General features: G+C 61.2%; 19 protein-coding genes, 1 tRNA gene and 1 pseudogene. 17 read left to right on the top strand and 4 right to left on the bottom strand.

Annotated features, from left to right (window positions below; all coding sequences use genetic code 11):
• Positions 1-60: 60 nt before the first annotated feature.
• The 7 genes from apaG to QYE47_RS08215 all read left to right on the top strand — a co-directional run bounded on the left by apaG (position 61) and on the right by QYE47_RS08215 (position 8,013).
• Complete coding sequence (gene apaG, locus QYE47_RS08245) at positions 61-441, top strand: Co2+/Mg2+ efflux protein ApaG (protein ID WP_003255559.1); 381 nt, start codon at positions 61-63, stop codon at positions 439-441.
• On the top strand, positions 441-1,307 hold the full coding sequence (locus QYE47_RS08240) for a symmetrical bis(5'-nucleosyl)-tetraphosphatase (RefSeq protein WP_014589444.1): 867 nt from the start codon (positions 441-443) through the stop codon (positions 1,305-1,307). Before apaG ends, QYE47_RS08240 begins: the two co-directional genes overlap by 1 nt.
• 14 nt (positions 1,308-1,321) lie before the next feature.
• Positions 1,322-1,654, top strand: coding sequence for a thiosulfate sulfurtransferase GlpE (glpE, locus tag QYE47_RS08235; RefSeq protein ID WP_010951742.1), 333 nt, complete (start codon positions 1,322-1,324; stop codon positions 1,652-1,654).
• Between the two features lie 282 nt (positions 1,655-1,936).
• Complete coding sequence (locus QYE47_RS08230) at positions 1,937-3,859, top strand: PrkA family serine protein kinase (protein WP_003255563.1); 1,923 nt, start codon at positions 1,937-1,939, stop codon at positions 3,857-3,859.
• A 155-nt stretch (positions 3,860-4,014) separates the two neighbouring features.
• Entirely contained in the window at positions 4,015-5,286 is a 1,272-nt protein-coding gene (locus tag QYE47_RS08225; RefSeq protein WP_003255564.1) for a YeaH/YhbH family protein, read from the top strand.
• Positions 5,283-6,851, top strand: coding sequence for a SpoVR family protein (locus tag QYE47_RS08220; protein WP_010951740.1), 1,569 nt, complete (start codon positions 5,283-5,285; stop codon positions 6,849-6,851). The genes QYE47_RS08225 and QYE47_RS08220 overlap by 4 nt, the downstream gene beginning before the upstream one ends.
• A gap of 55 nt (positions 6,852-6,906) precedes the next feature.
• Positions 6,907-8,013: a multifunctional CCA addition/repair protein gene (locus QYE47_RS08215; protein WP_070383375.1), complete on the top strand. Its 1,107-nt coding sequence runs from the start codon at positions 6,907-6,909 to the stop codon at positions 8,011-8,013.
• 247 nt (positions 8,014-8,260) lie between these two features.
• Here QYE47_RS08215 and folK read toward each other — a convergent pair whose 3' ends face one another.
• Entirely contained in the window at positions 8,261-8,770 is a 510-nt protein-coding gene (gene folK / locus QYE47_RS08210) for a 2-amino-4-hydroxy-6-hydroxymethyldihydropteridine diphosphokinase (RefSeq protein WP_003255569.1), read from the bottom strand.
• Positions 8,761-9,117 carry a dihydroneopterin aldolase gene (gene folB / locus QYE47_RS08205; RefSeq protein ID WP_004576188.1) on the bottom strand — a complete coding sequence of 119 codons (357 nt, stop codon included), beginning with the start codon at positions 9,115-9,117 and terminating at the stop codon, positions 8,761-8,763. The genes folK and folB overlap by 10 nt, the downstream gene beginning before the upstream one ends.
• A 74-nt stretch (positions 9,118-9,191) precedes the next feature.
• On the opposite strand from folB, the gene plsY reads away from it, so the two are divergent.
• A complete protein-coding gene (gene plsY, locus QYE47_RS08200; RefSeq protein ID WP_014589441.1) occupies positions 9,192-9,761 on the top strand; it encodes a glycerol-3-phosphate 1-O-acyltransferase PlsY in 570 nt (189 codons plus the stop codon).
• 17 nt (positions 9,762-9,778) lie between these two features.
• Here the strand turns inward: plsY and tsaD are convergent, their stop codons facing one another.
• Positions 9,779-10,804, bottom strand: a complete 1,026-nt coding sequence (gene tsaD, locus QYE47_RS08195) for a tRNA (adenosine(37)-N6)-threonylcarbamoyltransferase complex transferase subunit TsaD (protein WP_070383374.1) — start codon at positions 10,802-10,804, stop codon at positions 9,779-9,781.
• A gap of 204 nt (positions 10,805-11,008) precedes the next feature.
• On the opposite strand from tsaD, the gene rpsU reads away from it, so the two are divergent.
• From rpsU to QYE47_RS08165, 6 genes and pseudogenes are all read left to right on the top strand, one after another.
• Positions 11,009-11,224: a 30S ribosomal protein S21 gene (gene rpsU, locus QYE47_RS08190; protein WP_003255575.1), complete on the top strand. Its 216-nt coding sequence runs from the start codon at positions 11,009-11,011 to the stop codon at positions 11,222-11,224.
• A 305-nt stretch (positions 11,225-11,529) separates the two neighbouring features.
• Entirely contained in the window at positions 11,530-13,512 is a 1,983-nt protein-coding gene (dnaG, locus tag QYE47_RS08185; RefSeq protein ID WP_010951735.1) for a DNA primase, read from the top strand.
• A gap of 67 nt (positions 13,513-13,579) precedes the next feature.
• Positions 13,580-15,430, top strand: coding sequence for an RNA polymerase sigma factor RpoD (gene rpoD / locus QYE47_RS08180; RefSeq protein ID WP_003255578.1), 1,851 nt, complete (start codon positions 13,580-13,582; stop codon positions 15,428-15,430).
• Between the two features lie 127 nt (positions 15,431-15,557).
• A complete protein-coding gene (locus tag QYE47_RS08175) occupies positions 15,558-19,301 on the top strand; it encodes a bifunctional diguanylate cyclase/phosphodiesterase (RefSeq protein WP_014589437.1) in 3,744 nt (1,247 codons plus the stop codon).
• 16 nt (positions 19,302-19,317) lie between these two features.
• Positions 19,318-19,394: transfer RNA gene (locus QYE47_RS08170), tRNA-Ile, on the top strand.
• Between the two features lie 52 nt (positions 19,395-19,446).
• Positions 19,447-19,557: pseudogene (locus QYE47_RS08165) on the top strand (site-specific integrase); the annotation flags it as partial.
• A 401-nt stretch (positions 19,558-19,958) separates the two neighbouring features.
• Here the strand turns inward: QYE47_RS08165 and QYE47_RS08160 are convergent.
• The gene (locus tag QYE47_RS08160; RefSeq protein WP_019439094.1) at positions 19,959-20,513 is read right to left on the bottom strand and encodes a serine acetyltransferase; all 555 of its coding nucleotides are present in this window, start codon (positions 20,511-20,513) and stop codon (positions 19,959-19,961) included.
• 187 nt (positions 20,514-20,700) lie between these two features.
• On the opposite strand from QYE47_RS08160, the gene QYE47_RS08155 reads away from it, so the two are divergent.
• The 3 genes from QYE47_RS08155 to QYE47_RS08145 all read left to right on the top strand — a co-directional run bounded on the left by QYE47_RS08155 (position 20,701) and on the right by QYE47_RS08145 (position 23,993).
• Complete coding sequence (locus tag QYE47_RS08155; protein WP_003255583.1) at positions 20,701-21,162, top strand: Lrp/AsnC family transcriptional regulator; 462 nt, start codon at positions 20,701-20,703, stop codon at positions 21,160-21,162.
• Between the two features lie 339 nt (positions 21,163-21,501).
• The gene (locus QYE47_RS08150; RefSeq protein WP_003255585.1) at positions 21,502-23,184 is read left to right on the top strand and encodes an NAD(P)/FAD-dependent oxidoreductase; all 1,683 of its coding nucleotides are present in this window, start codon (positions 21,502-21,504) and stop codon (positions 23,182-23,184) included.
• 14 nt (positions 23,185-23,198) lie between these two features.
• On the top strand, positions 23,199-23,993 hold the full coding sequence (locus QYE47_RS08145) for a carbon-nitrogen hydrolase family protein (RefSeq protein WP_014589434.1): 795 nt from the start codon (positions 23,199-23,201) through the stop codon (positions 23,991-23,993).
• The last annotated feature ends 43 nt before the right edge of the window (positions 23,994-24,036 follow it).

Here is a 24,036-nt window from a genome sequence, read left to right as displayed (position 1 = left end):
CCCTCCCCCCTCCCAATGGCCTAGACTGCATTATTGCGTCAGTTCGCCCAAGGCCCTTGCATGTCCGACCCCCGCTATCAAATCGACGTCAGCGTCGTGACCCGCTACCTGAAAGAACAATCCGACCCCGAAAACAGTCGCTTCGCTTTCGCCTACACCATTACCGTGCAGAACAACGGCTCGCTCAGTGCCAAGTTGCTGTCGCGCCACTGGCTGATCACCAACGGTGACGGCGAGGTTGAGGAAGTACGCGGCGCCGGCGTGGTCGGCCAGCAACCCAACATCGACCCTGGCCAGAGCCACACTTACAGCAGTGGTGCCGTCATCAGCACCCGCGTTGGCACCATGCAGGGCAGCTACCAGATGTTCGCCGAAGACGGTAAGCGCTTCGACGCAGAGATTGCCCCCTTCCGGCTGGCAGTGCCCGGAGCGCTGCACTGATGGCCACCTACGCCGTCGGTGACCTGCAGGGCTGCCTGCAGCCACTCAAATGCCTGCTCGATCGCGTCAGTTTCAACCCCGCCGTCGACCGCCTGTGGCTGGTCGGCGACCTGGTCAACCGCGGCCCCGAGTCACTGGAAACCCTGCGCTTCCTGTACTCGATCCGTCATTCACTGGTCTGCGTGCTGGGCAACCATGACCTGCACCTGCTGGCCGCCTGGCACAACGTCGAGCGCCTCAAGAAAAGCGACACACTGCGCGAGATCATCGAAGCGCCGGACGCCGACCAGCTGTTCGACTGGCTGCGCCAGCAAAAGCTGCTGCATTACGACGAGCCCCGCGGCATCGCCTTGGTTCACGCCGGCATACCGCCACAATGGACCCTTGGCAAAGCCCTGGAGCTCGCTGCCGAGGTCGAGGAAGTGCTGCGTGACGACACCCGCCTGCAGCTGTACCTCGACGGCATGTATGGCAACGAGCCGAACAAGTGGAGCAAGAACCTCGCCGGCGTCGAACGCCTGCGGGTCATCACCAACTACTTCACCCGCATGCGCTTCTGCACGGCCGATGGCAAACTCGACCTCAAGAGCAAGGAAGGCCTGGGTAGCGCGCCCAAAGGCTACAAAGCCTGGTACGCGCACAAGGACCGCCGCTCACGCCACGTGAAGATCATCTTTGGCCATTGGGCCGCTCTGCAGGGTGAGGTCACCGAGCCCGACGTCATCGCCCTGGACACTGGCTGCGTATGGGGCGGCGCCATGACCCTGTACAACGTCGACAGCGGCCAATACCACCGCTGCGACTGCGCCGACGACGGCACCCTGCGCCAGCCGGCACAACCCACTACACTCAACGACCACACCTGAAGGAAGTAGTACCCATGAGCGAATTCAAGCGCATCCCTCCTGAGCAGGCCTTGGAGCTTCGCAAGAAAGAAGGTGCGGTCGTCGTCGACATTCGCGACCCGCAGGCCTTTGCCGCCGGCCACATCACCGGCGCCCGGCACCTGGATAACCACTCGGTCGCTGATTTCATCCGCAACGCCGACCTCGACGCGCCAACCCTGGTGGTCTGCTATCACGGCAATTCCAGCCAAAGTGCTGCCGCCTACCTGGTAGGCCAGGGTTTCTCCGACGTGTACAGCGTGGACGGCGGCTTCGAACTGTGGCGCGCGACCTACCCGGCCGAGACCGCCCAGGGCAACGCTGAATAATTTTTTATTTTCCCCTGCAGCCCGTGCCCCGCGCGGGCTTGCGGCTTATCTGACGAACGGTCGTTCGTAACTTCTGCCTTTCTCGCCCCTTTACCTTGCAGATAACCAACTACGCTTAAGCTCAGGCCATCCAAAAAGGGGAGAGCCGGTACACCGGCGTGCGGGTCATCGGTAGCGTTACAGGGTGTTCTGGGGGGTATACAGCAATCGGCCAACCCGGTTGCATGCCAGCATCAGCTGACTGATCCGGCGTCGTCTCCACGTATCGAGCGAGGTGACGTCATGAGTATTTTTAGCCACTTCCAACAACGTTTCGAGTCTACGCGCCAGGAAGAACTCTCGCTGCAGGAGTACCTCGAGCTGTGCAAAGAGGATCGCAGTGCCTACGCATCGGCGGCCGAACGGCTGTTGCTGGCCATCGGTGAGCCAGAGCTGATCGACACCTCTACCAACTCCAGGCTGTCGCGCATCTTTTCCAACAAGGTTATCCGCCGCTATCCGGCCTTTGCCGACTTCCATGGCATGGAAGAGTGCATCGACCAGATAGTGTCGTACTTCCGCCACGCCGCCCAAGGCCTGGAAGAGAAGAAACAGATCCTCTATCTGCTGGGCCCGGTAGGCGGCGGCAAGTCCTCGCTGGCGGAAAAACTCAAGCAGCTGATGGAAAAGGTGCCCTTCTACGCGATCAAGGGCTCGCCGGTATTCGAGTCACCTCTGGGCTTGTTTAATGCCACCGAAGATGGGGCCATTCTCGAGGAAGAGTTCGGCATCCCACGGCGCTACCTCAACACCATCATGTCGCCTTGGGCCACCAAGCGCCTGCAGGAGTTTGGCGGTGACATCTCCAAGTTCAAGGTGGTGAAGCTGTACCCGTCGATTCTTAACCAGATCGCCATTGCCAAGACCGAACCCGGCGATGAAAACAACCAGGACATCTCGGCCCTGGTCGGCAAGGTCGATATCCGCAAACTTGAGGAATACCCACAGAACGACGCCGATGCCTATAGCTACTCGGGCGCGCTGTGCCGGGCCAACCAGGGCCTGATGGAATTCGTCGAAATGTTCAAGGCGCCGATCAAGGTCCTGCACCCCTTGCTCACCGCCACCCAGGAAGGCAACTACAACAGTACCGAAGGCCTTGGTGCGATCCCCTATACCGGTATTCTGCTGGCGCACTCCAACGAATCGGAGTGGCACACCTTCCGTAACAACAAGAACAACGAAGCGTTCATCGACAGGATCTATATCGTCAAGGTGCCGTACTGCCTGCGGGTCAGCGATGAAATCAAGATCTACGACAAACTGCTGGTCAACAGCTCGCTGTCCAAGGCCCACTGTGCGCCAGATACGCTCAAGATGCTGGCTCAGTTCACTGTGCTTTCGCGCCTGAAAGAGCCCGAGAACTCCAATATCTATTCCAAGATGCGCGTTTACGACGGGGAAAACCTCAAGGACACCGATCCCAAGGCCAAGTCGATTCAGGAATACCGGGACTCTGCGGGTGTCGACGAAGGCATGAACGGACTGTCGACTCGCTTCGCCTTCAAGATCCTGTCCAAGGTGTTCAACTTCGATCCACACGAAATTGCCGCCAACCCGGTGCACCTGCTGTATGTCCTCGAACAGCAGATCGAACAGGAACAATTCCCGGCTGAAGTGCGCGAACGCTATCTGCGCTACCTGAAGGAATACCTGGCACCGCGCTACATCGAGTTTATCGGCAAGGAAATCCAGACCGCCTACCTGGAGTCCTACAGCGAATACGGCCAGAACATCTTCGACCGCTACGTGCTGTATGCAGACTTCTGGATTCAGGATCAGGAATACCGCGACCCGGAAACTGGCGAAATTCTCAACCGAATTGCGCTCAACGAGGAATTGGAAAAGATCGAGAAACCGGCTGGCATCAGCAACCCGAAAGACTTCCGCAACGAGATCGTCAACTTCGTACTGCGCGCACGCGCCAACAACAATGGCAAGAATCCAAGCTGGCTGAGTTATGAAAAGCTGCGGGTCGTGATCGAGAAGAAAATGTTCTCCAACACCGAAGACCTGCTGCCGGTCATCAGCTTCAACGCCAAGGCCAGCAAAGAGGACCAGAAGAAACACAACGACTTCGTCACCCGGATGGTGGAGCGTGGCTATACCGACAAACAGGTACGCCTGCTGTCGGAATGGTACCTGCGGGTCAGGAAATCGCAATAAAGCGGCAAGCTACGAGCCGCAAGCTGCAAGCTGCCTGGCGTTGGCATTGCTGCCCGCGTCACAGCTTGCAGCGGCGGTGGCTGCTCTTTCTTGCAGCTTGAAGCTTGTGGCTTGCAGCTTGTGGGTTGCAGCTGCATCCAGTCACCGGAGGGACCATGAGCTACGTTATAGACCGACGCCTGAACGGCAAGAACAAGAGCACGGTCAACCGCCAGCGCTTCCTGCGGCGGTACCGCGAACATATCAAGAAGGCCGTCGAAGAGGCGGTGAGCCGCCGTTCCATCATGGATATGGAACACGGCGAGCAGATCAGTATTCCCGGGCGCGACATCGACGAACCGGTCTTGCATCATGGTCGTGGGGGCAAACAGACCATCGTGCATCCTGGCAACAAAGAATTCACTGCCGGTGAACACATCCCACGGCCGCAAGGCGGTGGAGGTGGCGGCGGTCGCGGCAAGGCCGGCAATTCCGGCGAGGGCATGGACGAGTTCGTCTTCCAGATCACCCAGGAAGAATTTCTCGAATTCATGTTCGAAGACCTTGAGCTACCCAACCTGGTCAAACGTCACCTGACGGGCGCCGACACCTTCAAGACCGTTCGCGCCGGCATCGCCAACGAAGGCAACCCGTCACGCATCAACATCGTGCGCACCCTGCGCTCGGCCCATGCCCGGCGTATCGCCCTGACCGGCAGCAGCCGCGCCCTGCTGCGCGAAGCACAAAAAGAACTCGATCGCCTGCGGGTCGAAGAACCAGACAATTTCACCGATATTCAGGAAGTCGAACAGGAAATCGAGCGCCTGAAGGCACGTATCAACCGCTTGCCCTTCCTCGACACCTTCGACCTCAAGTACAACCTGCTGGTCAAGCAACCCAACCCCAGCTCGAAGGCAGTGATGTTCTGCCTGATGGACGTATCCGGCTCGATGACCCAGGCCACCAAGGACATCGCAAAGCGCTTCTTCATCCTGCTGTACCTGTTCCTCAAGCGTAACTACGAGCGCATCGAGGTCGTGTTCATTCGCCACCACACCAGTGCCCGGGAAGTCGATGAAGAAGAGTTCTTCTACTCGCGGGAAACCGGCGGCACCATCGTCTCCAGTGCCCTCAAGCTGATGCAGGAGATCATGGCCGAGCGCTACCCGGCCAGCGACTGGAACATCTATGCCGCGCAGGCTTCTGATGGCGACAACTGGAACGACGACTCGCCCATCTGCCGCGACATCCTCTCCAAACAGATCATGCCGCATGTGCAGTACTACACTTACGTTGAGATCACCCCCCGTGAACACCAGGCGCTGTGGTATGAATACGAGCGTATCGGAGATGCTTTCCCCGACACGTTCGCCCAGCAGCAGTTGGTATCGGCCGGCGATATCTACCCGGTCTTCCGTGAACTCTTCCAGCGCAGGTTAGCCACATGACCGCCAGAGCACAGAGACGCCAACCCATTTCCACTGGGTCCGAGTGGACGTTCGAGCTGATCCAGACCTACGACCGGGAAATCAGCCGCTTGGCCGAGCGTTACGCCCTGGACACCTACCCCAACCAGATTGAGGTCATCACTGCCGAGCAGATGATGGACGCCTACGCCTCTGTCGGCATGCCGCTGGGCTACCACCACTGGTCCTACGGCAAGCAGTTCCTCAGTACGGAAAAGTCCTACAGCCGCGGCCAGATGGGCCTGGCCTACGAGATCGTGATCAACTCCGACCCTTGTATCGCCTACCTGATGGAAGAAAACACCATGTGCATGCAGGCACTGGTGATTGCGCACGCCTGCTACGGCCATAACAGTTTTTTCAAAGGCAATTACCTGTTCCGCACCTGGACTGACGCCAGTTCGATCATCGACTATCTGGTGTTCGCCAAGCAGTACATCGCCCAGTGCGAAGAGCGCCACGGTATCGATGCTGTGGAGGACTTGATCGACTCCTGCCATGCCCTGATGAACTACGGTGTCGACCGCTACAAGCGGCCTTATCCTATTTCCGCCGAAGAAGAGCGGCGCCGGCAACAGGAGCGTGAAGAGCATCTTCAGCGTCAGATCAACGACCTTTGGCGGACAATTCCGAAAAATGCCGAAAAGGGTAACGACCGGGATGAGGGGCGCTTCCCCGCCGAACCGCAGGAAAACATCCTGTATTTCATCGAGAAGAACGCCCCGCTGCTCGAGCCCTGGCAGCGTGAAGTAGTGCGCATCGTGCGCAAGATCGCCCAGTACTTTTACCCGCAGCGCCAGACCCAGGTCATGAACGAGGGTTGGGCAACCTTCTGGCACTACACTCTGATGAACGACCTGTACGACGAAGGGCTGATTACCGAAGGCTTCATGATGGAGTTCTTGCAGTCGCACACCAGCGTGGTGTTCCAGCCCGGTTTCGACAGCCCGTACTACAGCGGCATCAACCCCTACGCACTGGGCTTTGCGATGTACACCGACATCCGCCGCATGTGCGAAAACCCCACCGAGGAAGATCGCCACTGGTTCCCCGAAATTGCCGGCAGCGACTGGCTTTCTACCATCAAGTTCGCCATGAGCAGCTTCAAGGACGAGAGCTTCATCCTGCAGTACCTGTCGCCCAAGGTGATGCGCGACCTCAAGCTCTTCAGCATCCTCGATGACGACCAGCGCGACGACCTGCTGGTGCCCGCCATCCATGATGAGGCCGGCTACCGGGTGATTCGGGAGCAGCTGGCAGCGCAGTACAACCTGGGCAACCGTGAACCGAACGTACAGATCTGGAGCGTCGACCGCCGCGGAGACCGCTCGCTGACCCTGCGACACCAGCAACACAACCGCAAACCGCTGGGCGACTCGACCGACGAAGTGCTCAAGCACCTGCATCGCCTGTGGGGCTTCGATATCCACCTGGAGACCGTGCAAGGCGAGCAAGTGATGAGTACTCACCACATGCCGCCGCGCGGCGAGCATAGCGAAAGCGCCGACTACGGCCGCATGGACCTGGCCGTTATCCACCACCTCTGATGCAACCCCATGACCGCCGACGGGTTATCCTGTCGGCAGTTATGGAGAGCTGCACATGCACATCTACAAAGTTGGCGGCGCCGTGCGCGACCGTTTGCTCGGCCGCCCTTTCAGCGATATCGACTGGCTGGTGGTGGGCGCCACCGTCGAAGAAATGCTCGCCAAGGGCTATCGGCCGGTGGGAGCCGATTTCCCGGTGTTCCTGCACCCGAAAACCGGTGAGGAATACGCCCTGGCGCGCACCGAGCGCAAGAGTGGGCGAGGCTACGGCGGGTTCACTTTTCACGCCAGCCCCGACGTAACCCTGGAAGAGGACCTGATCCGCCGCGACCTCACCATCAATGCGATGGCCGAGGATGAGGCGGGCACGGTCTACGACCCCTACCAAGGCAAGAACGATCTGGATCAACGCCTGCTACGCCATGTTTCCCCGGCATTCGCCGAAGATCCTCTGCGGGTGCTGCGCGTTGCACGCTTTGCTGCCCGTTACGCACCACTGGGGTTCCGCGTTGCCGATGAAACCTTGGCGCTGATGCGCCAGATCAGCGCCTCAGGCGAACTGCAGGCACTCACTGCCGAACGCAGCTGGAAGGAAATCGAGCGCGCGCTGATGGAAGTGCAACCGCAGGTATTCTTCAAGGTGCTGAGCGCGTGTGGGGCCCTACAGGAGCTGCTGCCTGAGCTCGATGACGGCTCCCGGACATTGGCGGGGCTGGAGCAGGCGGCGGCGCACGAACAACCGCTGCACGTGCGCTGGGCCTGCCTGTTGCGAGGGTTGCCACCGACATCGATCAAAGCCGTCAACCAGCGCCTGAAGGCACCGCGAGAGTGCCAGGAACTGGCCATGCTGGCCGGGGAATGCCTGGCGCAGGGTAATCAGGCGCTCGAACTGCCTGCCACGGCACTGCTGGAGCTGTTGCAGAAGTTCGATGTTTACCGACGACCGCAGCGATTTGAGGATTTTCTGGCCGTTTGTGAGATGGCGGCGCGGGGCGATGGCAAGCAGGGTTACCCACAGGCCGATTACCTGCGAGGCGCAGCAGCGGCGGCGCGAGCGGTGGATGTGAAGCCGTTGGTGCAAGCCGGGCTGACGGGTCAGGCGCTGGGCGAGGCACTCAAAGGTGAACGGCTGAAAGCGCTCGAGGCTTACCAGCGCGGTTAGACCTACCGGCCTCTTCGCGGGTAAACCCGCTCCTACAGGGGCACACATCGAGGTTTGGGCACAGCCCGTTGTAGGAGCGGGTTTACCCGCGAAAGGGCCGGACCTGCTGGCCAATTTCCACCCGCGGTTCACCGTCCCAGCCGCCACCGTATTCGCGGGTAAACCCGCTCCTACAGGGGGCACACATCAGAGGTTGGGCTCAGCCCGTTGTAGGAGCGGGTTTACCCGCGAAGAGGCCGATACAGGCTCAAGCGGGCGTCAACTGCAACCCGCGCCACTCAAAGGCCACCGGGGCCAGTACCTGATCGATCTGCGCTTCCTGCCACAGCTGCGCCATGCGCTTGCCCACCCCCGGATGCACCAGGTCGGGCGCCAGCAACGACAGCGGCCACAGCACAAAAGCGTTCTTCAGGATCTCGGCACGGGGCAATACCAGCCCATCGAAGGTACCGTGCAAATCGTCATACATCAGCACGTCGATATCCAGCGGCAACCCTTTGCGGTCAGGTGCATAGCGGCCATTGTCGGCCTCGATGAACTTCAGCCGGCGGTCCAGCTCGATCAACGGCAACGCGGTTTGCCCCGTTACCACGAAGTTGATGAACGGCCCGCTCTTGATGCCCACCGCCTGGCTTTCGAAGGCCGGTGAACAGCGCATGTCAGTCAGGATGCCAGCCAACGCATCGAGCCCGGCGCACAAATGCGCCTCACGGTCGATGTTGCTGCCCAGGCCCAGGTAAACCGTGCTCAGAGACATCCGCGCTCGATCTCCACGCCAACACCACCACGGGCCGCGGGCACCGCGCCCGGCTTGGTCAGCTTCAACCGCACCCAGGGGATGTGGAATTCGTCCATCAGGGTTGCCACCAAGCGCTCGGCAAATGTCTCAACCAGCTCGAAACGGGCCTGTTCGGCAAACGCCTGGATGCGCGCCGACACACTGGCGTAATCCAGCGCCAGGTTCAGGTCGTCTCCGGCGGCGGCCGGGCGGTTGTCCCAGGCAAAGCTCAGGTCCAGGCGCAAGCACTGGCGAATATCCCGCTCCCAGTCATAGGCACCGATGACGGTATCGACTTCCAGGCCTTCGATGAACACTCTGTCCAAGCACTTCTCTCCACAGCACGACAAGGGCGACTGGCGCCGTTAGAATCAGGGCGTCCTCGCCCGGAATAGTTAGCATGTTTTGGTTACTGGCGTTGCTCGCCTACCTGCTTGGCTCGCTGTCCTTCGCCATTGTTCTCAGCCGCCTCTCGGGCAGCCCGGACCCGCGTTCCAGCGGCTCAGGCAATGCCGGCGCCACCAACATGCTACGCCTGGCAGGCCGTAAACTGGCGATCCTGACCCTGCTTGGCGACCTGTGCAAGGGCCTTTTGCCGGTATTGCTCGCCCGCGCTGCCGGGCTGGACCTGCATGCGCAGGCCTGGGTGGGCATATGCGCGGTGCTGGGCCACCTGTTCCCCCTGTACTTCCGTTTCAAGGGTGGCAAGGGCGTGGCGACGGCTGCCGGCATGCTCATGGGCCTGTATTTCCCGGCCGCGCTGCTGGCCATCGGCGCCTGGCTGCTGACCTTCTACCTCACGCGCACCAGCTCACTGGCTGCACTGATTGCCACGCCACTCACCTTGCCATTGCTGGCCTGGCGCGAGCCCGAGGCCCTGCTGCCGATCAGCGTACTGACTGTGATGATCGTGTGGCGCCACCGCAACAACCTGCGCGACTTGTTTGCAGGGCGCGAACGGCACTTCTGAACCTTCGACGCGCTACCTTACAGCGGCGGCAACTGTTCCATCGGCCAGCGTGCCTGCACGCTGATCGCCAGGTCTTGCTGCTGCCCGGCCAGCAGGCGCTGGCAACCGGCGTAGGCGATCATCGCACCATTGTCGGTACAGAATTGCGGGCGCGCGTAGTACACGTTGCCCTTGATGCTACCGAGCATGTCCTCCAGGGACGCGCGCAGGGCCTTGTTGGCACTCACGCCACCCGCGATGACCAGCCGCTTGAGGCCGGTCTGCTTGAGCGCCCGCTTGCACTTGATGGTCAAAGTCTCCACCACCGCCTGCTGGAATGCCAGGGACAGGTCGCAACGGGTTTGCTCACTGTCGTCGCCAGCATTCCTGCATTGCTGCCAGGTGTTCAGGGCGAAGGTCTTGAGGCCACTGAAGCTGAATTCCAGGCCTGGCCGATCGGTCATTGGCCGCGGGAACACGAAGCGCCCAGGCACACCTTGCTCGGCCAGACGCGCGATTTCCGGACCACCAGGGTAATTGAGGCCGATCAGCTTGGCGGTCTTGTCGAACGCTTCACCGGCAGCATCGTCCAGGCTTTCGCCCAACAGTTCGTACTGACCGATGCCATCGACCCGAACCAGCTGGGTATGCCCACCGGAAACCAACAAAGCGACGAACGGAAACTCGGGCGGGTTTTCTTCCAGCATGGGCGCCAGCAGGTGCCCCTCCATGTGGTGCACACCGATCGCCGAGATGTCCCAGGCAAAGGCCAGCGCCTGGGCGCAGGAAGCGCCCACCAGCAAGGCGCCGACCAGGCCGGGGCCCGCGGTATAGGCGATGGCGTCGATTTCGGTGGCAACGCAGCCTGCCTCGTCCAGCACCTGGCGGATGAGCGGCAGCATGCGCTTGACGTGATCGCGCGAGGCAAGCTCGGGCACCACGCCGCCGAAGACGCGGTGCAGGTCGATCTGGCTGAACAGTGCGTCGGCCAACAAACCGCGTTCACTGTCGTATAATGCGACGCCGGTTTCGTCGCAGGATGTTTCCAATCCCAGTACTAGCATGGGCTCGTCCCTTGTGGGGGCTGAATTCGAAGCCGCGCATGATAGTCCCCGTGTCGGGTGCCGACCAGCGGTTTTCGATCAGAGGCTTTGCATTCCGGCTTGCTAAGGGTTAACATCCGCAACCCTTGAAAACCGACGTTCTCCAGCACACCTTTGTTTTGCCAGGAGCACGTCTACCCCGGTAATGAATTAAGGTAGCCCTGGATGCCAGCCGTCAAAGTTAAAGAGAACGAACCCTTCGACGTAGCTCTGCGTCGTTTCAAGCGCTCCTGCGAAAAAGCCGGTGTACTGGCTGAAGTTCGTAGCCGCGAGTTTTACGAGAAGCCGACCGCAGAGCGTAAGCGCAAAGCAGCTGCTGCTGTTAAGCGTCACGCCAAGAAAGTTCAGCGCGAACAGCGCCGCGCCGTTCGTCTGTACTAATACAGACGTTCAACGCAAAGCTTCTGCCCTGCCCGGCTAACCCCCGGGCGATGGCAGTGGTCGTTTCAAACTTGAGCAGCTAGCTCAAGGCCCTGCACAAGCTTCATGCGAACTGCATCATGGGCAACCTGCCTGAAACGTCAGAGCTGGTCCTCCTTAGCTGTATGACCAGACGTGCACGTCCGACTGACGAGCCCTTAGGGGCTGGCGACGAGCACACATTCCCTCGCACTTCCCCAAGCAGCACTCGCCCCCTACGGCGCGTGAGCGATTAGACTTGCCAGTTGCCAGATAACGAGACTGCCATGGCCGGGCTGATTCCCCAGAGTTTCATTGACGACCTGATCAACCGCCTCGACATCGTCGACGTGGTGAGTTCGCGTGTCCAGCTGAAAAAAACCGGCAAGAACTACTCCGCCTGCTGCCCGTTCCACAAAGAAAAAACCCCGTCCTTCACGGTCAGCCCCGACAAGCAGTTCTACTACTGCTTCGGCTGTGGCGCCGGTGGCAACGCCTTGGGCTTTGTCATGGACCACGACAACCTGGACTTTCCCCAGGCCGTCGAGGAACTGGCCCGCGCCGCCGGCATGGAAGTGCCCCGCGAGCAAGGCCGCCGCGACCAGAAGCCGCGCCAGCCCACTGACTCGCCACTGTACCCGTTACTGGACGCCGCCTCGGAGTTCTACCGCCAGGCCCTGCGCAGTCACCCGTCCCGCAAGGCAGCAGTGGACTACCTCAAGGGGCGCGGCCTGTCCGGGGAAATTGCCCGCGACTTCGGCCTGGGCTTTGCCCCACCCGGCTGGGACAACCTGCTCAAGCACCTGGGTGCCGACACCCTGCAGCAGAAGGTGATGATCGATGCCGGCCTGCTGATCGAGAACGCCGAGAGCGGCAAGCGCTACGACCGCTTCCGCGACCGGGTGATGTTCCCGATACGTGACAGCCGCGGGCGCATCATCGCCTTCGGTGGCCGGGTGCTCGGCGACGACAAGCCCAAGTACCTGAACTCCCCGGAAACCCCGGTGTTCCACAAGGGGCAGGAGCTGTACGGGCTGTACGAGGCGCGCAAGCACAACCGCAACCTCGACGAGATCATCGTCGTCGAGGGCTACATGGACGTCATTGCCCTGGCCCAGCAAGGCCTGCGCAATGCCGTGGCCACCCTTGGCACCGCCACCAGCGAAGAGCACCTCAAGCGCCTGTTCCGCGTGGTGCCCAGCGTGCTGTTCTGTTTTGACGGCGACCAGGCTGGGCGCAAGGCGGCCTGGCGCGCACTGGAATCGACATTGTCGAACCTGCAGGACGGCCGTCGCGCGCGCTTCCTGTTCCTGCCCGAAGGCGAAGACCCGGACAGCCTGGTGCGTGCCGAAGGTACCGACGCCTTCATGGCCCGTATCAACCAGCATTCCCAACCGCTGGCCGACTACTTCTTCGAGCAACTTGGCGTCGAAGCCGACCCGCGCTCGCTGGAAGGCAAGGCGCATATGGCGACCTTGGCCGCACCGTTGATCGAAAAGATCCCCGGCGCCAACCTGCGCCAGCTGATGCGCAACCGCCTGAAGGAAATCACCGGCCTCGACCCGCAGCAGGTCGAGCAGCTGGCGCAACAAGCGCCGGCGACCAGCAGCATGCCGGACTACGACCCTGGCTACGACTACGACGCCATGGCCAGCTACACCCCCGACTACGGCGACATGCCACAGCACGACTATGCCCCCGTTCATCAGGAGCAGGCATGGAAACCCAACAAGGGGGGCAGCAAGAAGCCGTGGAGCGACAAACCCTGGGACAAGAACCGCAAAGGCGGCAAGCCCTGGCAGCAACGCGACGAAGCACCTCCCCGCGTGCCAGCACCGGTCGAGCCGCCCACCCTGGCCGCGCTGCGCACCCTGCTGCACCACCCACTGCTGGCAGGCAAGGTGGAAGATGCCAGCCACTTCGCCGACGAAGAACACCTGTACAGCCAGCTGCTGGTGGCGTTGATCGAAGCCGCACAGAAAAATCCTGGGCTAAGCTCAATGCAGTTGATCGCACGTTGGCATGGCACCGAACAGGGCCGCCTGCTGCGGGCCCTGGCGGAAAAGGAATGGCTTATCGTGGCCGATAACCTTGAACAACAGTTTTTCGACACTATAACTAGCTTGTCCGCCCGCCAACGCGAGCGCAGCCTGGAACAATTGCTCAGGAAGTCACGTCAAAGCGAATTGACCAGCGAGGAAAAAACCCAGCTCCTCGCCCTGCTGAGCCGAAATGTTCCCGCACAAACGCCGACCTCATCTGGCGCGTGAGGCCCATGCTCGGGTATAATCCTCGGCTTGTTTTTTGCCCGCCAAGACCTTCAGTGGATAGGGTGTTATGTCCGGAAAAGCGCAACAGCAGTCTCGTATCAAAGAGTTGATCACCCGCGGTCGTGAGCAGGGCTACCTGACTTACGCGGAGGTCAACGACCACCTGCCTGAGGATATTTCAGATCCGGAACAGGTGGAAGACATCATCCGCATGATCAACGACATGGGGATCAACGTATTCGAGAGTGCTCCGGATGCGGATGCCCTTCTGTTGGCGGAAGCCGACACCGATGAAGCCGCGGCCGAAGAAGCCGCTGCTGCATTGGCGGCAGTTGAAACCGATATCGGCCGCACGACCGACCCGGTGCGCATGTACATGCGCGAAATGGGTACTGTCGAGCTGCTGACCCGCGAAGGCGAGATCGAAATCGCCAAGCGTATCGAGGAAGGCATTCGTGAAGTCATGGGCGCTATCGCCCACTTCCCGGGCACTGTCGACTACATTCTCGGCGAATATGATCGCGTCACCACAGAGGGTGGCCGCCTGTCGGACGTTCTCAGCGGTTACATCGACCCTGACGACAACATTGCCGCGCCAACCGAAGAAGTGCCGATCCCAGGTGCCAAGGCCGCTGCGGCGAAGGAAGAGTCCGACGACGACGAAGAAGAATCCGAAAGCGGTGACGACGAGGAAGAGGCCGAGAGCGGCCCGGATCCGGTCGTCGCAGCCCAACGCTTCGGTGCGGTATCCGATCAGCTTCAGGCAACCTCCAAGGTCCTGAAGAAAAATGGTCGTAACCACAAGGAAAGCATCGAGGCCTTGCAGGCCCTGGCTGACCTGTTCATGCCGATCAAGCTGGTACCGAAGCAGTTCGAGGTACTGGTCGAGCGTGTCCGTGACGCCCTGAACCGTCTGCGACAGCAGGAACGCGCCATCATGCAGCTGTGCGTACGTGACGCCCGCATGCCGCGAGCCGACTTCCTGCGCATGTTCCCAAGCAACGAAACCGACCAGACCTGGAGCGGTGACCTGGCCAAGCGCAACACCAAGTGGGCTGCCGCCCTGGGTGAAAAGAACGCTGCCATCGTCGCTTGCCAGCAGAAGCTGATCGACCTTGAGACCGAAACCGGCCTGACCGTTGCCGAGATCAAGGAAATCAACCGTCGCATGTCGATCGGTGAAGCCAAGGCCCGCCGCGCCAAGAAAGAAATGGTCGAGGCGAACCTGCGTCTGGTGATTTCCATCGCCAAGAAGTACACCAACCGTGGCCTGCAGTTCCTCGACCTGATCCAGGAAGGCAACATCGGTCTGATGAAAGCGGTGGACAAGTTCGAATACCGTCGCGGCTACAAGTTCTCGACCTATGCCACCTGGTGGATCCGTCAGGCGATCACCCGTTCGATCGCCGACCAGGCACGCACCATCCGCATTCCGGTGCACATGATCGAGACGATCAACAAGCTCAACCGTATTTCCCGCCAGATGCTGCAGGAAATGGGTCGCGAACCGACTCCGGAAGAGCTGGGCGAGCGCATGGAAATGCCTGAGGACAAAATCCGCAAGGTACTGAAGATCGCCAAAGAGCCGATCTCCATGGAAACCCCGATCGGTGACGACGAAGATTCGCACTTGGGCGACTTCATCGAGGACTCGACCATGCAGTCCCCGATCGACGTGGCCACGGTCGAAAGCCTCAAGGAAGCCACCCGTGACGTGCTCTCGGGCCTGACTGCACGCGAAGCCAAGGTGCTGCGCATGCGTTTCGGTATCGACATGAACACCGACCACACCCTCGAAGAGGTGGGCAAGCAGTTTGACGTAACGCGTGAGCGGATCCGTCAGATCGAAGCGAAGGCGTTGCGCAAGCTGCGCCACCCGACTCGCAGCGAGCACCTGCGCTCCTTCCTCGACGAGTGATGACAAAACCCCGGCCCAGGCCGGGGTTTTTCTTTAGTGGCCCGAGACATAAAGCCCGCCTTCCGTTGCACACCAGCAGCAATGCCCGTCTACACTCGACTTCAGACCACCTGAGTGCGAGGCTGCCATGTCCTTGAAGCCGGCCATTCTGTTGCTGATCCTGATTTTATGGAACACAACGGCCGGCGCCCTGACCCTGACAGATGAGGAGAACGCCTGGCTGGCTGCCCACCCGCAGCTGAAACTGGGTGTAGACGCCTCTTGGCCACCGTTCGAGTTTCGCGACCAGGAGGGCCGGTACCAGGGATTGGCCGCCGACTACATCGCCATGATCCAGCAGCGCCTGGGCGTGACGTTCAAACCGGTCGAACCCAGCAGCTGGACCGAGGTGCTGGTGCAGGCGCGGGAAAGCCGTATCGACCTGCTGCCCGGCATCATGTCCACCCCCGAACGCCAGGGCTTCCTGGCTTTCACTCGCCCGTACCTCGACTTCCCCATTGTCATCCTCGCGCACAAAGGCGGCGCGCAACCGCGCAAGCTGGCTGACCTGTACGGCCTGAAAATTGCCGTGGTCGAGAACTACGCCCCGCACGAGTTGCTGCGTACCCACCACCCGGACCTCAACCTGGTTGCCCTGCCAAACGTCAGCTCCACGCTGCAAGCCCTGGCCACCGACCAAGTAGATGCCGTGGTCGGCGACCTCGCTTCCAGTATCTGGAGCCTGCGCCAACTCAAGCTCGACGGCCTCTACGTCAGCGGCGAAACGCCCTACCGCTACCAGTTGGCGATGGCCGTTCCCCGCGACAAGAGCGTACTGGTCGGCATTCTCGACAAAGTGATGGCCGACATGAGCAGCAGCGAAATCAGCCAGATCCAGCAGCACTGGGTGGGCAATGTGGTCGACCAGCGGATGTTCTGGTCCGACCTGCTGGTGTATGGCCTGCCAACGGTGCTGTTGCTGATGGCTGTGCTGGCAGTGGTCATTCGCATCAACCGCCGGCTCAGCTCGGAAATTTCCCGGCGCATCGCCCTGGAGCAAGAACTGCGCAGCAGCGAATACCACTACCGCGGCCTGGTCGAGAGCCTGTCAGCGATCGCCTGGGAAGCCGATGCCAACGACTTCACCTACAGCTATGTTTCACCCCATGCCGAAGACCTGCTTGGCTACCCATTGAGTGACTGGCTCAGGCCCGGTTTCTGGCGCAGCATCCTGCACCCGGAGGACGCGCTCTGGGCCCAGGCCTACTGCGACAGCGAGACCGCAGCGGGGCGCGACCACAGCCTGGACTACCGGGTGATCCGGGCTGACGGTCAGCCACTCTGGGTACGCAACATCGTCAGCATGATCGAGCACGGCCACCAGCCAGTGATGCGCGGGCTGATGATCGACATCAGCGAAACCAAGCGCACTGAGGACGCCCTGCGCCTGTCCGAACAGAAGTTCGCCTCGGTATTCCAGCAGTGCCCCGATATCTTGCTGATCGCTCGCCACAGCGATGGCTGCCTGCTGGAGGTGAACGAGGCTTTCGAAGAGCAGATCGGCCTGCCCCCAGACCAGGTCATTGGCCGCACTGCCACCGACCTTGACCTGTGGGGCGTAGAGGGCAGTGGCCCGCTCCTGCTTGAAAGGTTGCACCAAGGGGGTATCCGTAACCTGGAAATGAGCTTCCGCCGCAGCAACGGCCAACTGTTCACTGGCCTGACTTCGGCTGAAACCTTCGAACTGGACGGCACGCCCGCGCTGGTAGTGGCAGTACGCGACATCAGCCAGCTCAAGGAGACCCAGCAGCAGCTGCAAACTTCAGAAGAAAAGTTCGCAAAGGCCTTCCACGCTTCGCCCGACGGCCTGCTGCTGTCGCGCCAGAGCGACGGTTTGCTGCTGGAGGTGAACGAAGGCTTCTGCCGCCTCACCGGCTACGACCTCAACCCAACCATCGACCAGACCTCGCTGGACCTGGGTATCTGGGTCGACCTCAACGAGCGCAAACGCCTGGTCGACCAGCTAAACCGCGACGGCTTCGTGCGCGACTTCACCTGCCATATCCGCCGCAGCGACGGGCAGATCCGACTGTGCGAGCTGTCTGCCCGCCCCCTGCCGATTACCGGCGTCGACTGCATGCTGACCATCGCCCGCGACATCACCGAGCGTCACCTGATGCAAGAAAAACTGCAGCTGGCCGCCACAGTGTTCGAGAACACTGCCGAAGGGGTGCTGATTACCGACATTGACCAGCGCATCAGTGCCGTCAACCGCGCCTTCAGCGAAATCACCGGCTACAGCGAGATCGAGGCCCTTGGCCAGACCCCGCGCCTGCTCGCCTCTGGCCAGCACGACAGCGCTTTCTACCTGGCCATGTGGCACCAGCTTACCGCCGAGGGCCACTGGCAGGGCGAAATCTACAACAAGCGCAAGAACGGCGAACTTTACCCAAGCTGGCTGACCATCAGCGCCGTGCGCAACAGCGACCGCGAGATCACCCACTTCGTGGCGGTTTTTGCAGACATCTCCAGCATCAAGCACGCCCAGGCCAAACTCGACTATCAGGCCCACCACGACCCACTGACCGGCCTGCCCAATCGCACCTTGTTCGAAAACCGGCTGCAGGGCGTACTCACCTGCGCGCAGGTGTCCAACCGCCAAGGCGCAGTGCTGTTCCTGGACCTCGACCGCTTCAAGCACATCAACGACAGCCTTGGCCACCCGGTCGGCGACCTGCTGCTCAAGGGCATCGCCCAGCGCCTGAAAGAGCAGGTACGCGACGTTGACACCGTAGCCCGCCTGGGTGGCGACGAATTCATCATTCTGCTGCCCGGCTTGCACAAGCCCAGTGACGCCAGCACTATCGCCAACAAACTACTGGCCTGCTTCAACGCACCGTTCCAGGCCGGCGAGCATGAGTTTTTCACCAGCGCCAGCATCGGCATCAGTCTTTACCCACAGGATGGCACTGACGTCTCCACACTGATCCGCAACGCCGACGCCGCCATGTACCGCTCCAAGGCCAAAGGCCGTAACCGCGTCGAAGCCTACACCCGCGACCTCACCGCCCAGGCCAGCGAGCGCATCGCCCTGGAGCATGAGCTGCGCCGGGCCGTCGAACGCAACGAAATGAGCCTGTGCTTCCAGCCCAAGCTCAGCCTGAAGACCCAGAGCCTGGTAGGTGCCGAAGCGCTGATCCGCTGGAGCCACCCGACCTTTGGTGAGGTACCGCCGGAACACTTCATCCACTTGGCGGAAGAGAACGGCACCATCCTGCAGCTCGGCGACTGGGTACTGGAGCAAGCCTGCCGGCAGATGCAGGCCTGGAAGCAGCACTACGAACCCTTCGGCCCGCTGTCGATCAACCTTGCCGGCGCCCAGCTGCGCCACCCGCACCTGGCACGGCGCATCGAACAACTGCTCAAGCACCATCAGCTGAAGGCCGGTGACCTGCAGTTGGAAATCACCGAAAACTTCATCATGAGCCAGGCAGAAGAGGCCCTGGCCGTGCTGTACCAACTGAAGAAACTCGGCGTACAGCTGGCCATCGATGACTTCGGCACCGGCTATTCCTCGCTCAGCTACCTCAAGCGCCTGCCTCTGGACATTCTCAAGATCGACAAGTCGTTCATCCGCGGCCTGCCCGACGATCCACACGACGCCGCCATCGCCCGGGCGATCATTGCCTTGGGCCGCAGCATGCAGTTGACCATCATTGCCGAAGGCGTGGAGAACCAGGCCCAGCAACGTTTTCTGGCGGCCGAGGGCTGCGAGCAGATCCAGGGTTACATCGTCAGCCTCCCGCTACCCCCAGAGGAATTCGCAGCCGCGTTTCTTCGCATAGCACTATCGGATCTTTCAGATGGCACAGGTGCGAAACCCTCGTTATAATCCGCCCACTTACTGAGGGCCTATAGCTCAGTCGGTTAGAGCAGAGGACTCATAATCCTTTGGTCCACGGTTCGAGTCCGTGTGGGCCCACCAGATACGACAAAGCCGCGCGATTGCGCGGCTTTTTCATGCCCGCAAGAAATAAATGGTCAGGGGCGCGTACATCCAGCGCAGCGGCGCCGAGCGCATGACCTTGGAAGTAGCGCTGAAACGGTATCTCAGCGAAATCCGCCCCACCAAGAAGCCGATCACCCAGCACGCCGATAATCGCGGAAAGGTGCCCTATCGATACTTCAAGCCAAACACCCTAGCTTGAGGATCAGACAATGAGCCGAGTAGCCGCCATTATCAGCTCACAAAATGAGCCGAATATGCTCGCTAATCGGCTCACAGATGAGCAAGCCCATGAATGAACCTGGGCCTGCCCCGTGACTACGGACGCCAGGAAGCTGGCTACAGAGCCAACTGCCTCAAGCCTTTGCGTATTCGTTCGGTGCGCTCATCACTAGCGCGGCGCCTGGGCTAAACGAAGAAGGCCGCACCACTGCACGATCCAGTCCATCGGGCGAGGCCATCAACCATGGGCAACCCCATAAGAACCCTCCCAGTCTGCTCCACCACCCCCTCTGCCAACGTCCACAAATGTACCGCTGTTGGTTAACCCCCTCCAGGACGCATCTCGACCTGCCGTGGGTTGTAGAAGGTCATGCCAGGCGGAATATCCCGCGTAACCAACGACATCGCGCCAATCACCACGTCATCGCCAATGTCGATGCGATCAGCAACGATGCAACTGTTGGCGCCCATGCTCACGTTGTCGCCAATGCGCAGTGCGTACTCATCCAGCCCCAGGGTCTTGATGCCAATCGAGCAGTTCTGCCGGATGAAGAAGTTGCGCCCGATGCTCACATACCGGGTAATCACTACCCCCGGCAGGTGCGCGATGCGCAGGCCGGGGGCAATCTGGGCGCCGATGTCGATGTCCACCCCATACTTGAGGTTGAGCCGCTGTTGCAGGCGCCGGGCGTGACGCCGGGCAAGGCCGCCGCGGGCGTCGAGGTACTGGGCCAGGCGATAGGCGAAGAGGAAACGCAGTTTGTTGTCCTTGCGTGCGCGGCGCAGCACGTTGAACAGCAGGCTGATAGGGCGTCCGGGCCTTTTCTTGTTGGAGACTTCCAGTCGCCAGCATTCGAGCAGGTGGTCGAGGTTCACGCTGAGGTTCCCGTTGAACTAGCACTTCATCATGCCGAATTAGTGTCGAAGACGCAGCCTTCGGACATGCGCGGCCGTTCTAACCCAAAGTACCAAGCCGACGCCGTCAACGGTGATCGACTGTACCTGGCCTTGCCCTGATTGGCACAGGCTGGCTAGGCTAGCGGGCCAACCGTAGAGACTCGCCATGTCGGATTCCCGCTCCATTACGCTGGATGAAATCGATCGCCAGCTGATCGCCCTGCTGCAGATCAACGCCCGCGAAAGCGTCGCCACCCTCGCCCGCCAGCTGGGCATCGCCCGCACTACCGTCAATTCGCGCCTGGAGCGGCTGGAGAAAAACAAGGTTATCTCCGGCTATGGCGTGCGCCTGGGCCAGAGTGTGATAGGCGGCGGGTTGCAGGCGTATGTCGGGATCAAGGTACAGCCGCGTTCCGGCAAGGACGTGGTGCGGCGCCTGAGTGCCATGGGCCAGGTGCAGCAGCTGTGTGCGGTAAGCGGCGAATTCGACTATGTGGCCTGGCTGCGTACGGACTCGCCCGAGCAGCTGGATCAGTTGCTCGACCAGATTGGCAGTGTCGACGGTGTGGAGAAAACCACCACGTCGATCATTCTCAGCAGCAAGGTGGACCGTGGACAGCCGCTTTGAATGGACTGGCGCTCGGGTGAGGTTAGCGGGCGTGGGTCAGTTCTAGATTTCACGGCAGGAGCCGGTTGTAGGAGCGGGTTTACCCGCGAATAGGGCAGAGAATCTACCGACGCATTCGCGGGTGAACCCGCTCCTACAAAGGGCCAGGGCGTTTTTTGAATTACCTCGACCGCCTGCCTCGTCTTAATGAACATGAACCTGATCATTACGACGAAACTAACTACATTCAGACAACACTCTGCACCTTAATAACGAACACCCCACTCCCTAAAATGACAGCCGGGCATCTCCTATACTCAGGCTCCGCTCCTCGCGCAGCCTCTCTGGCAAGGTCATTTCATGAACAAGAAGAACCGCCACCCCGCCGACGGCAAGAAGCCAATCACCATTTTCGGCCCGGACTTCCCTTTTGCTTTCGACGACTGGCTGGAACACCCGGCAGGCCTGGGCAGCATTCCGGCTGAGCGCCATGGGGAAGAGGTGGCCATTGTCGGTGCCGGTATCGCCGGCCTGGTAGCGGCCTACGAGCTGATGAAGCTGGGCCTCAAGCCGGTGGTGTACGAGGCTTCCAAGCTGGGCGGCCGGCTGCGCTCGCAAGCCTTCAATGGCACTGACGGGATCGTTGCCGAGCTGGGTGGCATGCGCTTCCCGGTGTCGTCCACCGCCTTCTACCACTACGTCGACAAGCTGGGCCTGGAAACCAAGCCCTTCCCCAACCCGCTAACCCCGGCTTCGGGCAGCACGGTGATCGACCTGGAAGGCCAGACCTACTACGCCGAGAAGCCCACCGACCTGCCGCAACTGTTTCATGAGGTAGCCGACGCCTGGGCCGATGCGCTGGAGAGCGGTGCGCAGTTCGCCGATATCCAGCAGGCCATCCGCGACCGTGATGTACCGCGCCTGAAGGAACTTTGGAACAAGCTGGTGCCGCTGTGGGACGACCGCACCTTCTACGACTTCGTCGCCACCTCGCGCTCTTTTGCCAAGCTGAGCTTCCAGCACCGGGAAGTGTTCGGCCAGGTCGGTTTCGGCACCGGCGGTTGGGACTCGGACTTCCCCAACTCGATGCTGGAAATCTTCCGCGTGGTGATGACCAACTGCGACGACCACCAGCACCTGGTGGTCGGCGGCGTGGAACAAGTGCCACAAGGCATCTGGCGCCACGTACCGGAACGCTGCGTGCATTGGCCGGAGGGCACCAGCCTCAGCACGCTGCATGGCGGCGCACCACGTACCGGGGTCAAGCGCATTGCCCGCGCCGCCGATGGCCGCCTGGCGGTCACCGACAACTGGGGCGATACCCGCCACTACAGCGCAGTACTCGCCACCTGCCAGACTTGGTTGCTGACCACCCAGATCGACTGCGAGGAATCGCTGTTCTCGCAAAAGATGTGGATGGCCCTGGACCGTACCCGCTACATGCAGTCGTCGAAAACCTTCGTCATGGTCGACCGCCCATTCTGGAAGGACAAGGACCCGGAAACCGGCCGTGACCTGCTGAGCATGACCCTCACCGACCGCCTCACCCGCGGCACTTACCTGTTCGACAACGGCAACGACAAGCCCGGGGTGATCTGCCTGTCGTACTCGTGGATGAGCGACGCGCTGAAGATGCTGCCGCACCCGGTGGAAAAGCGCGTACAACTGGCCCTGGATGCGCTGAAGAAGATCTACCCGAAGACCGATATCGCCGGGCACATCATCGGCGACCCGATCACGGTTTCCTGGGAGGCCGACCCGTACTTCCTCGGCGCCTTCAAAGGCGCGCTTCCGGGCCATTACCGCTACAACCAGCGCATGTACGCGCACTTCATGCAGCAGGACATGCCGGCGGAGCAGCGCGGTATCTTCATTGCCGGTGACGACGTGTCATGGACCCCCGCCTGGGTTGAAGGCGCGGTGCAGACGTCGCTGAATGCAGTGTGGGGTATCATGAACCACTTTGGTGGCCACACCCACCCCGACAACCCCGGCCCGGGCGATGTGTTCAACGAAATCGGGCCGATCGCCCTGGCGGATTGAGACAAGGAGGCACCATGCGCATCGCTCTGTACCAGGGCGCACCCAAGCCACTGGATGTGCCCGGCAACCTGCAACGGCTGCTCCACCAGGCGCAGCTGGCAGCCGAACGCGGCGCACAGTTGCTGGTGTGCCCGGAGATGTTCCTGACCGGCTACAACATCGGCCTGGCCCAGGTCGAGCGCCTGGCCGAGGCCGCCGATGGCCCGGCAGCCATGACTGTGGTGGAGATCGCCCAGGCGCACCGTATCGCCATTGTCTATGGCTACCCGGAGCGCGGCGATGATGGGGCGATCTACAATAGCGTGCAGCTGATCGATGCGCATGGCCGCAGCCTGAGCAATTACCGCAAGACCCACCTGTTCGGTGAACTGGACCGCTCGATGTTCAGCCCTGGTGCGGACCACTTCCCGGTGGTGGAACTGGAAGGCTGGAAGGTTGGCCTGCTGATCTGCTACGACATCGAGTTCCCGGAGAACGCCCGACGCCTGGCGCTGGACGGCGCCGAGCTGATCCTGGTGCCGACGGCGAACATGACGCCGTACGACTTTACCTGCCAGGTGACCGTGAGGGCACGGGCGCAGGAAAACCAGTGCTACCTGGTATATGCCAACTACTGCGGCGCGGAAGACGAGATCCAGTATTGCGGGCAGAGCAGCATCATCGGCCCGGATGGCAGCTTGCTGGCCATGGCCGGGCGGGATGAGTGCCAGTTGTTGGCAGAGCTCGAGCATGAGCGGGTGGTACAAGGGCGCAGGGCGTTTCCCTACCTGACCGATTTGCGCCAGGAGCTGCACCTGCGTAAGGGCTGACAGGGGCCGCTATGCGGCCCATTCGCGGGCACGCCCGCTCGCA

The organism is Pseudomonas sp. 2,4-D (genome assembly GCF_030418155.1).
GTDB classification, from domain to species: Bacteria; Pseudomonadota; Gammaproteobacteria; order Pseudomonadales; family Pseudomonadaceae; genus Aquipseudomonas; species Aquipseudomonas alloputida.
This window is presented reverse-complemented; position numbering and strand designations above follow the sequence as displayed.

Excerpts from the sequence above, each read along its gene's own strand:
- apaG (WP_003255559.1), top strand. The coding sequence starts at position 61 with ATGTCCGACCCCCGCTATCAAATCGACGTCAGCGTCGTGACCCGCTAC.
- QYE47_RS08240 (WP_014589444.1), top strand. The coding sequence starts at position 441 with ATGGCCACCTACGCCGTCGGTGACCTGCAGGGCTGCCTGCAGCCACTC.
- glpE (WP_010951742.1), top strand. The coding sequence starts at position 1,322 with ATGAGCGAATTCAAGCGCATCCCTCCTGAGCAGGCCTTGGAGCTTCGC.
- QYE47_RS08230 (WP_003255563.1), top strand. The coding sequence starts at position 1,937 with ATGAGTATTTTTAGCCACTTCCAACAACGTTTCGAGTCTACGCGCCAG.
- QYE47_RS08225 (WP_003255564.1), top strand. The coding sequence starts at position 4,015 with ATGAGCTACGTTATAGACCGACGCCTGAACGGCAAGAACAAGAGCACG.
- QYE47_RS08220 (WP_010951740.1), top strand. The coding sequence starts at position 5,283 with ATGACCGCCAGAGCACAGAGACGCCAACCCATTTCCACTGGGTCCGAG.
- QYE47_RS08215 (WP_070383375.1), top strand. The coding sequence starts at position 6,907 with ATGCACATCTACAAAGTTGGCGGCGCCGTGCGCGACCGTTTGCTCGGC.
- folK (WP_003255569.1), bottom strand. The coding sequence starts at position 8,770 with ATGTCTCTGAGCACGGTTTACCTGGGCCTGGGCAGCAACATCGACCGT.
- plsY (WP_014589441.1), top strand. The coding sequence starts at position 9,192 with ATGTTTTGGTTACTGGCGTTGCTCGCCTACCTGCTTGGCTCGCTGTCC.
- tsaD (WP_070383374.1), bottom strand. The coding sequence starts at position 10,804 with ATGCTAGTACTGGGATTGGAAACATCCTGCGACGAAACCGGCGTCGCA.
- rpsU (WP_003255575.1), top strand. The coding sequence starts at position 11,009 with ATGCCAGCCGTCAAAGTTAAAGAGAACGAACCCTTCGACGTAGCTCTG.
- dnaG (WP_010951735.1), top strand. The coding sequence starts at position 11,530 with ATGGCCGGGCTGATTCCCCAGAGTTTCATTGACGACCTGATCAACCGC.
- rpoD (WP_003255578.1), top strand. The coding sequence starts at position 13,580 with ATGTCCGGAAAAGCGCAACAGCAGTCTCGTATCAAAGAGTTGATCACC.
- QYE47_RS08175 (WP_014589437.1), top strand. The coding sequence starts at position 15,558 with ATGTCCTTGAAGCCGGCCATTCTGTTGCTGATCCTGATTTTATGGAAC.
- QYE47_RS08155 (WP_003255583.1), top strand. The coding sequence starts at position 20,701 with ATGTCGGATTCCCGCTCCATTACGCTGGATGAAATCGATCGCCAGCTG.
- QYE47_RS08150 (WP_003255585.1), top strand. The coding sequence starts at position 21,502 with ATGAACAAGAAGAACCGCCACCCCGCCGACGGCAAGAAGCCAATCACC.
- QYE47_RS08145 (WP_014589434.1), top strand. The coding sequence starts at position 23,199 with ATGCGCATCGCTCTGTACCAGGGCGCACCCAAGCCACTGGATGTGCCC.